Origin of the sequence: Enterococcus sp. AZ040, from assembly GCF_050499185.1 — a bacterium.
Classification (GTDB): domain Bacteria; phylum Bacillota; class Bacilli; order Lactobacillales; family Enterococcaceae; genus Enterococcus_D; species Enterococcus_D entomosocium.
This window is the reverse complement of the sequence record NZ_JBMHEW010000001.1, coordinates 3,279,403-3,293,833: the sequence shown is the minus strand read 5'-3', so window position 1 is coordinate 3,293,833 and position 14,431 is coordinate 3,279,403. Positions and strand designations below refer to the sequence as shown.

Genomic DNA, 14,431 nt, shown 5'->3' with positions numbered 1-14,431 from the left:
AGAATAAGAAAGCAACACGTACGAACAAAACAAAGAAAAAACAAAAAAATTGGAGGATGAACAATGAAGAAAACAACAATCACAATAGCAGCAGCACTTTTAGCGGGAAGTATGGGACTAGGTACATTAATTAGTCAGGCAGCAGAAGTAGAGTATGAGGATGCGACGAACGCAAGGACAGAGGGAACGGTGATTATTTTAGAAAATGATTCATCTAATCCGGTGATTCCAGATCCAGAAAATCCAGGAGAAGAAGTAGATCCTGAAGTACCAGTTAACCCCCACCCAGGCCGACTAAGAATCAATTATGTTTCAAACTTTGATTTTGGTAAGATTCCGAATATTTCAAGTGAAATCGTTCAAGAGGCACGATTGGACCATATATTTTCTGGTACATCAGAAGAAGGACGGGTACCATTTGTCGCAACAGAAGATCGTCGTGGGAGTGATCGATTAGGCTGGGAGCTGCAAGTTTCACAGCCTAAACAATTGAGTGATGCAAGCGGACATGAGCTGCAAGGAGCAACGATCACCTTGAGTGGTCTGCGTTATGTGAATCCCACATCAGCTACGCCCATTGCGAATCAAAACGAGATTGTATTAGGAGAAGCCGCACAAACTTTGGCAACCGCCAATGCTTCACAGGGTGCCGGTGCATGGACACTAGCTCTGGGGAATGCGAATGCAGAAGGACAGACTGATGGCGTTGTCTTACGTATTCCAGCCAATACCACAAAAAATGATACGGCTTACTCAACTGCACTAGTTTGGGAGTTGGTCGCGGATCCAACAAACGCATCTGGAGAATAAGGGGATGTCCCCTATTCTCCAGTACAGAAACCAAAGAGAAAGGGATAGTCCAATGAAAAAAGTCTTACTTGTTTTTGTGTTGAGCCTAGTTCTATCAACTCATTTTTTATTTCCCGCGATCGTTGTGGCCACTGTGATCGAAGAGTCTACGAGTGAATCTGATTACGAAGAAGAGATCCAAGAAACTAGTAATAATCAGGAGCAGCAGGGAGAAGAATCGGAGACAGAATCAGATGGATCCTCTGATCAAACAAGTGCAAAAAATCTGGAAGAGTCATCAATTGAAGATACTGTCGAGGGAGTTATTGAAGATCAATTGCAAAGAAATCAAAGATTAACTAGCATTGTCACTAGCACAATAAGTGATTGGCACATAGATGAACCAATTCTAATCGCTACTATTAATATGGAACTTACGACTGCGTTTAACGGAGTGAATCCCGGAGCGTACAATGTGGCACGTGTTTATGGAATCAGTAATCAGTTTTCAAGATTTAGTGTTCGAGCGGTTGATGCGCATGGAAATGATATCAGTGCTGCCTTTTTTACGGACATTAGGTCTGATTATGTAGATTTTCGAACGAGAGCAGATAGTTCTCCAGGAAATGGTTGGATTACTCTTGAAATTTTTGGTTTTGTTAATAAACATGCGCCTGTAGATATTATCTTTGACGGTTTAGGAGGATATTTCGATTTTGGGGAACTTACTTTCGGAATATTTGTCGTAAATATGCGTGGCGATACGGTTAGAAGAGAACCGGATGTGACATCCAGTACACGTTTAATGGCCTTGGGGGGAATACTCAATGTAACTCATATTGATGAGTCTGGAAAGGAGATAGGTGATGCTGAGTCAAATCTTGGGATGCCAGGGGCGGAATATACAACAGAGGCTTTAAATTTGGACGAATTTTATCTTCTAGAAATCAGAGGTGAAGCTTCTGGAAACTATATTTTAGGAAGAGTCATCGAAGTGACCTATGTTTATGCGAAGAGTGCATTGACAGCAGAAGTTGTGCCTCAAACAATTGATTTAGGTGGTCGATTGACGGAAAGTCAGCTTACCCAGGCCATAACCAATGTTTCGCTTAATGGAGGCTTGTTATCAAGTGATGAGTATACCCTTAATATAAATAAATCTCCAGATACGAGTATTGTCGGAACAACAACCAGTGCTTCTGTAGTATTAAACCATAACAGAACTAGTCAACAATTAATACTCGAGATACCAATTACAGTTACTTTCGGAAACGCCATAAGATTCAGTGGGTTTAATGACTATAGTGCTGGGATCTACACTTGGCATTCCGACATTGGAATTATCACTGCTCGAAGAGGAACGACAAGCACGACAGGAAATGTACACAACAATTTTTCTGGTATTTATTATAACTTTAGCATACATGATTTAGGTGATAACACGCGGCGTGTCATAGGCACTGATACGTTGACCTATTCGTATGATGTAAGAGGAACTCAAACGATTGCTTCAGCTGTTTCTGACTTTGGGAACGGTTTTGGGGAGACAAATGCTAAAGTTGGCGATATTGTCGAAGTCTATCATCGTGAACCTACACGACTCAGAAAATATGACGCCCCCCATTCTGAATCTGAAAGAGTAAATAGCTTGAATAATCGTGCATATTTTGAATTGACAAGTAATGGATACAGCCTATTGACATTTGATCGAGCACACCCAAATCCTACCACTATTCAGTTAGGAATGTCTGAAAAAGAATTGGAGGCAAACATATCAAAATATTTAGATCTTTCTGACACCAGTCATGTCTCGATTAGCGGTTTTCAAGAATATCCCGATACATCCAAAATCGGACAAGTAGTCGGAATTATTCGTGTTGAAGAACGTTTGAGTACTGGGAAATTTATTCTACGTGATTATGAAGTGCCTTTTACGGTTGAACCAGGTCGGTTGGAGCTGGCTAATGTAACGAATGGAAATTTTAATTTTGGAATCATTGAGCAATCAAGCCGCCATCAAGAGGTAGCGGCCAAGGGTGAACACGCACCAACCATTACGATTGATGATTACAGCAATACTACGCAATGGTCCATTTTTGTTTCTGCTAGTCCATTTGTGAATTCAGAAAAGCAAGTGTTGACTGGGGCAACGATGATACTCAAAGATTTAAGTGTCCAAGAAACGGTCCATACGGGGTTAACGGTTCCGTCAAAAGACATTGTATTGAGCCACACTCCGAAGTTAGTTGGGGCAATGAGCAATCCCAATGAATTATATGAAGGAGAACACGGTACAACAGAGATTCAAATTGGGGAAGTAATGAATGGATCTTTGACAGGCGTTCAATTGAGATTGCCGGCGAATACGCCAGTGGATGATGGGACGTATCGCTCAGTGATCACTTGGGAACTAGTGGGTGATCCTACGTTGGGAGGAAGCGAATGAAGAAAATACTAATCGTACTCTTTTTCAGTATAATTTCTCTTTATATGAATTATTCAAATTCTTTGCCAAGCGTAGAAGCATCTACTTATGAGAATCAAGCGGGGGTACAATTTTATCAGAGAGAAGAGACAGTAAGTTCTGAACAAAATGAATTAGATAGTCAACCATCAGAAATAGATATTCAGAAGAGTCTGCCACAAACAGGAGGAGTAATTTCTTCAATGAGCTTTTTGGGAGGCAGCGTAATCTTAATAGTTTGGTTAATAAAAAAGAAAGAAAAGACAAGTTGATTTTTTTCGGTACTATATGTTTTGGTGTTTAACAATATGAAAAAATATAATAGAAACATATAGTACCTTAATATCTTAATAATAAGCAATTAAAGTAACGTAGTAGTTTTAACATCATTTTATAAAGGAATATCTTGATAATCGAGAAATAATAGATTGCAAAAGTGTAGTGTTTAGGAAATCATTCCTACGATAAATAATACTACATACATGATGAAACTTTGGGAATGATTACTTAGAAAATGTTCATTTTAATCCCTCTGCTTTGATTGTTTTCATAGATAATGATCAGTTACAGAAGCCAAAAAAAGTAGTAGTCAATAGGCCGATTATTTTCTAAACCTCCGACGATGTACTGTGCGACTACACTGGAGTAATCGGCAGAATCTTGTATATCATCCAATAACTGATTCAAGTTATTTTCACTATAGTCGTATCTATCAACAGTTAACGCCCCACCAAAGTATATTTCACTTGATTCCGCAAGGAGATCTTTAGGAATAGTGTTATTGGGAATGTCTATAATGCCAATTTCTTCTGTTATGGTATCAAAATGATCTCCAGTAAATAATAATAAAAAATTTGTTGGATTATTTAATAAAGAAGAAATGTGTTCTTTTTTGTAAAGATCAAGAGGTTCAAATTTCGAAAAAGGAAACTCTAGATTTAGGTTTTTCTCTCCGTTTAAACAATGATTGATATGAGCAATATCCTTTATTCTTGTATTAAGTACTTTTGATACAGCATTTAATTGTTTGATCCAGTTGTCAACGGTAATAAGAGTATTGTTTAATATTTGGTTTCTTTGATCCAAATCACCATTTAAATGAAGGGTTAGATCGGTAATGGGAATTTCTAAGTTTCTAAAAAAAGTAATATCAACTAACTGTAATATAGAATGAGCATCAAAATATCTGTAGTTATTCTCTTCGTCTCTACTCAACGAAATTAGTTGTTTTTTTTCCCAAAACCGTATAGTTGAAGGTTCAATATTGAATAGATTAGCAATTTCCGTTATCGTTCTTTTTTTATTTGAGATAACAATTCCTCCTCTTTTTTGTAACTTATAGAGATATATAAGTAGTAGAACACATCATCTTCGACTTTGAAATTTGATTAAAGTAATCTTAACTTTCTAAAATACTATAAACAAATAGACCATATTCTTCAACTCTATTTAAAAGAATAGTAATGCATTATTTTAATTCTATCAACTAATCAGTCAGGACATTATGAAAGTAAAAACGCAATTCTTCTATTTTGTATAAATCACCAACTGTTGATTTTGAAGGTTTAAAAAATCAACAAATTCGTATTTTGAAATAAAGCGAAGGGTAGTATTAATGAGGTATAGATTCAAGGGGAATTAATAAGCTGTAGTAGGAAATGAATAAAGAAACTCATTTTCTATAAAAAAAGCATTGTCATTGAATTGAGCTTTCTTACCTAAGGATAAATAAAAATTTACAAATACTTAAAGGTTCTTCCAATCCACTTAGATTATAGATCTTATAGTACTTGGCATTTGGATAACGAGTGAAATATCAGTTATTTATTAAGAGGACGATTGCTTTTTAAAAACTAGACCTCAAACCAACTTTAATGTGTATAGTTCAGCGCAACAAACAACTTGCGTTTTTCTTTTAATTTTCAAATAGGTCATTGTTCACCTGTAAAGGAAGCATCTTCTTTCAGAGGCTTTCATCTAGGGAAAAACAATAAATGAAACCGGCTTATAGTATTGATTTCATTTTGGAAAGGACGAAAATTATGATCGAAATCAGTAATCTATCTGAATATATCAAAGAATTTCAATTTGAAGAAAAGCAGTTAAAAGCACATCCGTTGATAAAAAATTATATTGAAAACCAAGTTCAAAAATTAAAAGAATTGATAGAAGCATTAACGTCCGCGAATTTTTGGATTGATATTCCAATAATTATGGGAATAGATTCTAAGTTAGTATTATTACGAGAACTCATTATCACTATTGAAGATTTTGATTTTTCAGACGAAGAAGTGTTAAAAATAGTAGAACAAGATTATCCATACTACAATAAAGAATTATGTGGATATAAATTGAATGATGTAACTAGCCATTCACTAATTTTTAAAATAAAGTGATCTGGAAAAAGAATCAAGGAAAAGTAGTCTTTTATAATATATTTTGAAGTCAGGTATGGAATCCTATGAAGACGTAATAAAATTTCTAACCGAACGATAGAGGACAGACGTGAAAAATTGCGAGAAGCTAAACGTGCTTATTGAATCCTATGCACTTACCAACTATGACACGGGAAAAGCAGAATTGGTCAAAGGTAATGCAGAAATGATCTATCTTATCATGAATCTGGGCATCTCTTCGACGTTTGGTCCACATCGGGAAGACTTTCACTAACTATCATTTAACAAAGATAGAAACTTTCATTCTTTAAATTTTGTTCTGGGGTTGTTAAAAAACAAAGAGGAACTATTATTACATAATACCAAGTATCTTATAAAAATAATGATTATTTTTGGTTGAAGGAACTCTGTCCTTGCTTGAAAAGTATTTACTATAGAATACATTATTACTACAATAGATGAGATATAAAAATAGGTGGTTAAAAAAATACCACGATGGAGTTGGCAGATGAAAAAGAAAATTTTTTCCTACATATCTTTGGCAAGTTTAATAGTACCTTCTTTTTTTGTTCCCATTGTGAATGTTCGATCAGATGAGCAACAAGAAAGTGTAGCACAAGCAACTAATGAAGAATCTGAAAATATGAGTAATTCGATTACAACGCTGGATTCTTCAACAACGCAAAGTGAATCTTCTGATACTTCGACAGAAGATAATAATGAATCCACGGAAGAAACAACAACGCAAAGCTCTTCTAACAACGCAAAATATTCTGGCGAAGATCAGGGGAATAGCCAAGTTGAAAATGAGACGACAAGTCAAAGTTCTGCAAATCCATCTGAGGTCGCAGTAAATAATGATCAAGAAGATTTTGCAGCTTGGCTTCCGGATCCAGCACTACAATCCGTAGTTGCTAAATCTTTAGGTATAGATGTGTCCGAAATCACGAAGGAACAGATGAGCAAACTTCAGACTCTCTATATCTACGCTGCAGATTCCGCTATTGCTGATTTGACAGGCTTGGAATATGCAACAAATCTATCATCATTTTATATGAGCGGCCAAAATCAGGTTACTGACTTTTCCGTTATCACTTCGTTAAATAACTTAGTTTATGTATATTTGATGGGTGCTAATGTAACGGATGATAATGTACCAAACTTTGGTGCCAATTTAACTAGATTAAATCTTAGTTCCGCAAATGTAACCGATGCTGTATTTTCAAAAATAGTTAATATGAAAGGACTAGAGTCGCTAAGTTTCGAGTCCAATATGAATATTACGACAATTGCACCTCTGGTTGCATTACCAAATCTAACAGAATTAAGAATACAGTTCTGTGGCGTGACAGATTTTACTGTGATAAATGAGTTTCCCAAATTATCAAACTTAGCTGCTTATGGCCAAAACACAGGAAGAAATGATGCGATTACTTCATTATCTGCAAAAGAGTTAAATTACGATCCCGATAATCAATCATTTTTTGTTCCATTTTCCATTATGCCTAATCGTTTAACAAATTTTGATGGATATCAGCCTCCTTTTACAAAATCGAATAGTACTAGTCAGACGTACTTTGATTTGAATGGTGTACAGGTACCCTCCTCAAGATTAAGTATTACAGAAGATGGGATTACTGTATCTGGGGTTACTCAAAGTGAATTTGAAAGTATCGAAACAATGGAGTATAACGCACGACTGAATAATCCTGCCGGATCCTATGCTCAACCAGATGGATATAGTTTTTACGCCATTTCTTCAGGAACCTATTTGCACCAATTTTCGATCAATCATCAAGAAGCCGCTGCAGATGTTACGGTGAGTTATATTGATACTGAAGGGAATGAATTGAAGCCTTCTCAAAAAATTAGCGGTAATATTGGTGAATCTTTTGATGCAACAACGCCAGAGTATAAGTTAGAAATAGACGGGTATACTATAAAAGAAGTTCAAGGTAATCCGACGGGAACCTTCAGTGATACAGCGCAAGAAGTGGTGTACGTATATGAACGCAGCGATGCAGCACCAGTCACGGTGAAATATCAAGATTCCGAAGGGAATCAGTTGGCAGACCCAACGGTATTAAGCGGAAAAGTAGGGTTACCATATACAATCGAAGCCAAAGAGATCCCAGGGTGGTATGTAGTAGAAACCCCAGATAATGCTTCAGGCACCTTCAGTGACACAGCGCAAGAAGTGGTGTACGTATATGAACGCAGCGATGCAGCACCAGTCACAGTGAAATATCAAGATTCCGAAGGGAATCAGTTGGCAGACCCAACGGTATTAAGCGGAAAAGTAGGGTTACCATATACAAGCGAAGCCAAAGAAATCCCAGGGTGGTATGTAGTAGAAACCCCAGATAATGCTTCCGGCACCTTCAGTGATACAGCGCAAGAAGTGGTGTACGTATATGAACGCAGCGATGCAGCACCAGTCACAGTGAAATATCAAGATTCCGAAGGGAATCAGTTGGCAGACCCAACGGTATTAAGCGGAAAAGTAGGGTTACCATACACAAGTGAAGCCAAAGAGATCCCTAGTTGGTACGTGGTAGAAACCCCAGATAATGCTTCAGGCACCTTCAGTGATACAGGGCAAGAAGTGGTGTACGTATATGAACGCAGCGATGCAGCACCAGTCACGGTGAAATATCAAGATTCCGAAGGGAATCAGTTGGCAGATCCAACGGTATTAAGCGGAAAAGTAGGGTTACCATATACAAGCGAAGCCAAAGAGATCCCAGGGTGGTATGTAGTAGAAACCCCAGATAATGCTTCCGGCACCTTCAGTGACACAGCGCAAGAAGTGGTGTACGTATATGAACGCAGCGATGCAGCACCAGTCACAGTGAAATATCAAGATTCCGAAGGAAATCAGTTGGCAGACCCAACGGTATTAAGCGGAAAAGTAGGGTTACCATATACAAGCGAAGCCAAAGAGATCTCAGGGTGGTATGTAGCACAAACACCGACAAATACTTCAGGCACGTTTAGCGACACAGCGCAAGAAGTGGTGTACGTATATGAACGCAGCGATGCAGCACCAGTCACGGTGAAATATCAAGATTCCGAAGGGAATCAGTTGGCAGACCCAACGGTATTAAGCGGAAAAGTAGGGTTACCATATACAAGCGAAGCCAAAGAGATCCCAGGGTGGTATGTAGCACAAACACCGACAAATACTTCAGGCACCTTCAGTGACACAGCGCAAGAAGTGGTGTACGTATATGAACGCAGCGATGCAGCACCAGTCACGGTGAAATATCAAGATTCCGAAGGGAATCAGTTGGCAGACCCAACGGTATTAAGCGGAAAAGTAGGGTTACCATATACAAGCGAAGCCAAAGAAATCCCAGGGTGGTATGTAGTAGAAACCCCAGATAATGCTTCCGGCACCTTCAGTGATACAGGGCAAGAAGTGGTGTACGTGTACGAACGCAGCGATGCAGCACCAGTCACGGTGAAATATCAAGATTCCGAAGGGAATCAGTTGGCAGACCCAACGGTATTAAGCGGAAAAGTAGGGTTACCATATACAAGCGAAGCCAAAGAGATCCCAGGGTGGTATGTAGTAGAAACCCCAGATAATGCTTCAGGCACCTTCAGTGATACAGGACAAGAAGTGGTGTACGTATATAACACTAAAGCGCATAATCCTAAGAACAATGGTAATTCAAATAATCATTTACCAAAAACTGGACAACAGATTAAAGGACAACTGATTTTAAGTAGTGTCGGAGCTTTGTTAGTCACACTCGTATTTGTAGCAATTAAAAAACGTAAAAGAAGTAATCGATAAGAGGAAGAAAGAGTGTTCAGAAAATGATCGTTTCTGGACACTCTTTTTGAATCAAATTTCTAATAATACTATTCGATATTGTGTATAGAAACCTACAATGAAATCTATGTCTAGATAAAATAGGAGTCGCTAAATATAAGAATAATTCATTTAAGGAATTGCAAACTTTAAAGTTCTTGATTCATTAATGTTTCACCTGTTTTTCATTTTTGATTAGGCTCTTTTTATTATGTTCATTTAAGCTAACGGTATAATTTTTTTGGAGGCTGATTTTTCATTGATAATTAAAATTTATTTATTGTGAATGATTATAAAAAGTTCTGAAAATACTAAAATAATAAAGGGAGTTTGTCAAATAATATAGAGAAGATAGCTCATTAATCAATCTGAAAAACACCTCTAGGCTAGAGATATAGCTTAGAGGTATTTTTATGACTAATTATGGTAAGATTATTAAATAAAAGTTGTCTTCATTTCAAATCGCATCGAATCCTCAAGTGGGGGAGATTAGTGAATGAAAAGGTCCATTTGGGGTGAGCTAATCTTTACAAGAAAAGAAGATTGATTTAGATAATGAAAGAACGGGGAGAAGAAATGAAAAAGAAACATAAAGTGATACAAATGTTGGGTGGGGCTACACTCTTATACATCTTAGCGGTCCTGTTTATAGGTGGCGCAACACTATTGCTGTTCAAAAATCTTACCTTTTTGATTGAGCCAGTAGTTAAAGTATTTCAGGTGGTTCTTCCTCCGTTAACTATGACGCTCGTTTTATATTTTGTACTTAAACCAGTTGTAAAGTTTTTGGTAGGGCTAGGACTTTCAAAAGTACTGAGTATTATTATTACATTATGCACACTTACTGCTGCCTTCATCTTGTCAACTGCCCTCGCACTGCCGTTACTTATCCAACAATTTGAACGATTGATCGAAAACTTCCCAAATTATTTGATTGAAGCTGAACGAGTAATAGAAACTTTTATACAAAATACTAGATATGAACAAGCATATCATGAGGGACTCGAGGTTCTGGCGAATTGGATAAATCAAGTTTCTAATAATGTGGGCGTATATCTGGGCAATATTATTTTCGGTGCTTCACAAGTGTTTTCAACGATTACCCATGTCCTATTGTTGTTATTGACAGTGCCGATCATCACGTTCTTTTTATTGAAAAATGACCGTCAATTTGTAGAGTATTCTTTAGGTATCTTCCCCCCTAGATTACGTCATGAAGTCAAAGAAATCATTCGGACAATGGAAAATCAGGTGGGCGCCTATCTAAAGGGCCAACTAGTCGTTTGTGTGATCATAGGAACATTGACTTTTATTGGCTTCTTAATTATCGACATGCCTTTTTCTGGAAGCTTAGCATTTCTTGTTGGCGCAACAGCTATCGTTCCTTATATCGGACCGGTTGTCGCCTTTTTCCCTTGTGCAATCATTGCAATCATGACGTCTCCTACGATGTTCATTCAGTTGTGCATTGTCTGGATCGTTGTTCAATTATTAAATGGGGAGCTGATCGAACCTCAGGTCATGGGAAAACATATGGTGATCCATCCAGTAACAATTATTTTTGTGCTATGGATAATGGGTGAACTTTTCGGCATGTTTGGGTTGATTTTCGGTATACCATTTTATGCAATCGTGAAAGTGTTAGTGGTGTTTGGGTTTCGAAAATTTAAGCAGCGATACAATCGCATATATGCGGAAGATGTTCCTTATGAAGAAACTGAATTTAGTTTAGAATCATACACTAAGAAAAGCAGCCATGGTTAACGAGGGAAACCTGTTGAACAAATGAATTCAAGTACGCATGTCCTGCTCAAATTGATCGTTTGAGTTAAATCATTTGCTTTGATAGTGAAAGAAAGAATTTTAATACATAGAGTGCTTGGAAATATCTATTTTCTGAGTACTCTATTTTTAGTTTGGGCCGATGAATTTCCGATAATTAAGTTTTCCAGTGTCAGAAATTCATTGGATCATGACTCCTTTTTAGCCATTCCAATAACTTGTCGTTTTTCTACGAAAGAGGCTGCTTGACTAAGCAGGAATCAACGCACAACAATGATAAGCGCCAGATGGATAGACTACCTATTTGACATCTGATTTCCCAAATGATATAGTTTCCAAATAGAAATCAATTTGAGGGGAAGTTTTCAATGAATAATTTAGAAGAGGTATTAGTAAACTTACAATGTGAATTGGTGGCGGAAAGAACCAGACTAAATCCTAAAACAATTAGTTGGCTTCAATATGATATTTTAAATATTCTAAATTCTGAAACTGAGATGCGCCCGTCAAAAATGAGTGTTTTGCTAGGAATTAGTAGGACAAAACTTTCAAAGGCGTTAAAAGAGCTAAAATTAATGAATTATATTCAACAGAAACCCAATGATGCAGATGGTCGAGAACTACTCACTTTTTTGACAATAGAGGGAAGTCATTTATTAACAACTATTGATAATGGACATACGCACTTATCTGAAATCGCAAATGCAGTTTTTAATCGGAAGGAAAAAGAGCAGTTCGCTGAACTAGCAAAGAAATATTTAGAAGCGCTTAAAACGGAAAGGCTGAGGTATGATGAATGATCTCATTTCTATCGAAGGAGCTAAAACAAACAATTTAAAAAATCTTTCTTTGAAACTTTCTAAGTATCAAGTAACTGTCGTAACAGGTGTTTCAGGCTCGGGAAAATCTTCTTTGGTATTTGATACCTTAGCAGCTGAATCCCAACGATTACTAAACGAGACCTATTCGAGTTATATCCAACAGCTACTACCTCACTATTCTCAACCAATCGTTGATAAAATAGAAAATCTACCAGTGTCTATTGTGATTAATCAGAAGAAACTAGGAGGAAATGCACGTTCCACAGTTGGAACTGTAACAGATATATATTCAAGTTTAAGGCTGCTATTCTCGAGGGTTGCAACCCCTTTTATTGGATATTCTATGAATTATTCGTTTAATAATCCCAAGGGCATGTGTGAAGTTTGTAAGGGATTAGGTGAGGTCAAAGAGATTGATGTCGATAAGTTAATCGATTTTGACAAATCTTTATCAGAGGGAGCTATTCAATTTCCTACTTTTCAACCGGGAGGATGGCGCCTGTCTAGGTATACAGAATCTGGTAATTTCGATAACAATAAAAAAATTAAAGATTACCTAGCAGAAGAATTGGACCGTTTACTAAATGATCTCGGCAGCACTCCAAGTAATCCTACGAATAAATGGCCAAAAACTGCACGTTATGAAGGGATCATTCCCAGAATTACCAAAAATTTTATCGAAAAAGAAAGCACGCAATATAGTGCACCATTAAATCACATTCTGCAAGTGAAAGAATGTCCCAATTGTCAAGGCACTAGAGTAAGTAAACTCGTTCGCTCTGCAAAGATAAATGGAAAATCGATCGCAGACTGTGTGAGGATGCCTATTCCTGAACTAAACAAATTTATTAAAGAGATTCATTCTTCTGCTGTTCAGGTGATTTTGAAAGATTTAAGTAAGAAACTACAGAGTTTGGAGGAGGTTGGCCTAGGCTATTTGTTTCTTAACCGTCCAACAGCAACATTATCTGGTGGAGAATCTCAAAGAATAAAAATGGTTAAACATCTTAACAGTGCACTTAGTGATATTCTATACATTTTTGATGAGCCTAGTATTGGACTCCATCCAGAAGATATTCAAAAAATAGCAAAGATAATTAGGGGGTTAAAAGATAAAGGAAATACTGTTGTTCTTGTTGACCATGATCCGGATATTATACAAATTGCAGACCATATCATTGAGATCGGTCCAGGATCCGGGGATAGCGGTGGAAAAATCACCTTTGAAGGAACCTATGATGAACTACTGAAGTCGAACACCATCACTGGAAGAGCGTTGGCAGATCAGTTGAACGTTAATACCCAAAGACAACAATTTTCTTCCTATTACGAATTAAATGAGGTTAGTTTGCACAATGTTGTAAACGCTTCTGTGGTGTTGCCAAAACAAGCATTAACGGTTGTAACCGGAGTCGCTGGTTCTGGGAAGAGCACACTCATTCGCTATCTTTTAAAAAAAAAATATCCTGAAGCAAGTATATTAGACCAGAGTCAGATAAATGGCAACATTCGCTCAAATGTTCTCACGTATCTAAATGTCTTTGATAAAATTCGGAGCATCTACGCGCAATGTTCTGGTAAAAGTGCCTCTCTTTTCAGCTATAACGGTAAAGGAGCATGTCCTCTGTGCAAAGGCAAAGGAGTGATAAAAATGGATTTGGCTTTTATGGGGGATGCAGAGCAAGTTTGTGAGAAATGCCGAGGAAAAAGATATAACGATGAAGCCTTATCTATTTTATGGCATGGTTTCACTATTTACGATATTTTACAATTATCAGTTCGAAAAGCAGTAGATTTGTTTGATGATCGCTTATTGATCAGAACGATGCAAATTCTCATGGATGTTCATCTAGAGTATATGAAGTTGGGGCAGTCGCTAGATACATTTTCTGGTGGAGAACTTCAGCGTTTAAAGATAGCAAAAATAATTGCTCAAGATACTTCTAACTGTCTAATATTAGATGAACCATCTACCGGCCTTCATGAGGCGGATATTGACAAGTTGTTATTATTGTTAAATAAACTTTTGCAAAAAGGAAATACATTGATTGTTCTAGAGCACAATCTCAAAATAATTAGTCAGGCTCAATGGCTTATCGAAATGGGACCTGGCGGGGGGAACTTTGGAGGTAAAGTATTGTTTCAAGGGTACCCAATAGACTTATTAACGTTAGAAGATTCATACACAGCAAAACATCTGAAAAGATATACAAAAAACAACAATTAAAAAAGGTGTTTATAAGAATTTCAGTTCATGATTTTTTTAACAGCTATGTGATGGGCAGAAATTTAATAGCTTTTGATCTTCTTAATTTTTCGACAAAGAGTGTTAAGAAAGTGACGAATTTCTGGACACTCT

General features: G+C 37.1%; 10 protein-coding genes. 9 read left to right on the top strand and 1 reads right to left on the bottom strand.

Features of this window, described 5'->3' with window-relative positions:
- Positions 1–63: 63 nt before the first annotated feature.
- From IGK63_RS15180 to IGK63_RS15170, 3 genes are read left to right on the top strand one after another with little or no spacing between them, the layout of a single operon-like run.
- On the top strand, positions 64–810 hold the full coding sequence (locus IGK63_RS15180) for a WxL domain-containing protein (protein WP_016612620.1): 747 nt from the start codon (positions 64–66) through the stop codon (positions 808–810).
- 52 nt (positions 811–862) lie between these two features.
- On the top strand, positions 863–3,235 hold the full coding sequence (locus IGK63_RS15175) for a WxL domain-containing protein (protein WP_223347137.1): 2,373 nt from the start codon (positions 863–865) through the stop codon (positions 3,233–3,235).
- Complete coding sequence (locus IGK63_RS15170) at positions 3,232–3,525, top strand: LPXTG cell wall anchor domain-containing protein (RefSeq protein WP_016612618.1); 294 nt, start codon at positions 3,232–3,234, stop codon at positions 3,523–3,525. Before IGK63_RS15175 ends, IGK63_RS15170 begins: the two co-directional genes overlap by 4 nt.
- Positions 3,526–3,817: 292 nt before the next feature.
- On the opposite strand, the gene IGK63_RS15165 is transcribed toward IGK63_RS15170, so the two are convergent.
- A complete protein-coding gene (locus tag IGK63_RS15165) occupies positions 3,818–4,534 on the bottom strand; it encodes a MerR family transcriptional regulator (RefSeq protein WP_086372438.1) in 717 nt (238 codons plus the stop codon).
- A 761-nt stretch (positions 4,535–5,295) separates the two neighbouring features.
- On the opposite strand from IGK63_RS15165, the gene IGK63_RS15160 reads away from it, so the two are divergent.
- The 6 genes from IGK63_RS15160 to IGK63_RS15135 all read left to right on the top strand — a co-directional run bounded on the left by IGK63_RS15160 (position 5,296) and on the right by IGK63_RS15135 (position 14,299).
- A complete protein-coding gene (locus tag IGK63_RS15160) occupies positions 5,296–5,649 on the top strand; it encodes a DUF7006 family protein (protein WP_008381652.1) in 354 nt (117 codons plus the stop codon).
- A 109-nt stretch (positions 5,650–5,758) separates the two neighbouring features.
- The gene (locus IGK63_RS15155) at positions 5,759–5,923 is read left to right on the top strand and encodes an N-acetylmuramoyl-L-alanine amidase (RefSeq protein ID WP_223347136.1); all 165 of its coding nucleotides are present in this window, start codon (positions 5,759–5,761) and stop codon (positions 5,921–5,923) included.
- A 234-nt stretch (positions 5,924–6,157) separates the two neighbouring features.
- Positions 6,158–9,451: a MucBP domain-containing protein gene (locus tag IGK63_RS15150; protein ID WP_429972536.1), complete on the top strand. Its 3,294-nt coding sequence runs from the start codon at positions 6,158–6,160 to the stop codon at positions 9,449–9,451.
- Positions 9,452–10,024: 573 nt separating this feature from the next.
- Positions 10,025–11,233, top strand: a complete 1,209-nt coding sequence (locus IGK63_RS15145) for an AI-2E family transporter (RefSeq protein WP_429972535.1) — start codon at positions 10,025–10,027, stop codon at positions 11,231–11,233.
- A gap of 386 nt (positions 11,234–11,619) precedes the next feature.
- The gene (locus IGK63_RS15140; protein ID WP_016612169.1) at positions 11,620–12,051 is read left to right on the top strand and encodes a MarR family winged helix-turn-helix transcriptional regulator; all 432 of its coding nucleotides are present in this window, start codon (positions 11,620–11,622) and stop codon (positions 12,049–12,051) included.
- The gene (locus tag IGK63_RS15135; protein WP_429972534.1) at positions 12,044–14,299 is read left to right on the top strand and encodes an ATP-binding cassette domain-containing protein; all 2,256 of its coding nucleotides are present in this window, start codon (positions 12,044–12,046) and stop codon (positions 14,297–14,299) included. Before IGK63_RS15140 ends, IGK63_RS15135 begins: the two co-directional genes overlap by 8 nt.
- Positions 14,300–14,431: the final 132 nt, after the last annotated feature.

What these genes read in the sequence shown, in the direction of transcription:
- IGK63_RS15180 (WP_016612620.1), top strand. Translation starts at nt 64, where the DNA reads ATGAAGAAAACAACAATCACAATAGCAGCAGCACTTTTAGCGGGAAGT.
- IGK63_RS15175 (WP_223347137.1), top strand. Translation starts at nt 863, where the DNA reads ATGAAAAAAGTCTTACTTGTTTTTGTGTTGAGCCTAGTTCTATCAACT.
- IGK63_RS15170 (WP_016612618.1), top strand. Translation starts at nt 3,232, where the DNA reads ATGAAGAAAATACTAATCGTACTCTTTTTCAGTATAATTTCTCTTTAT.
- IGK63_RS15160 (WP_008381652.1), top strand. Translation starts at nt 5,296, where the DNA reads ATGATCGAAATCAGTAATCTATCTGAATATATCAAAGAATTTCAATTT.
- IGK63_RS15150 (WP_429972536.1), top strand. Translation starts at nt 6,158, where the DNA reads ATGAAAAAGAAAATTTTTTCCTACATATCTTTGGCAAGTTTAATAGTA.
- IGK63_RS15145 (WP_429972535.1), top strand. Translation starts at nt 10,025, where the DNA reads ATGAAAGAACGGGGAGAAGAAATGAAAAAGAAACATAAAGTGATACAA.
- IGK63_RS15140 (WP_016612169.1), top strand. Translation starts at nt 11,620, where the DNA reads ATGAATAATTTAGAAGAGGTATTAGTAAACTTACAATGTGAATTGGTG.
- IGK63_RS15135 (WP_429972534.1), top strand. Translation starts at nt 12,044, where the DNA reads ATGAATGATCTCATTTCTATCGAAGGAGCTAAAACAAACAATTTAAAA.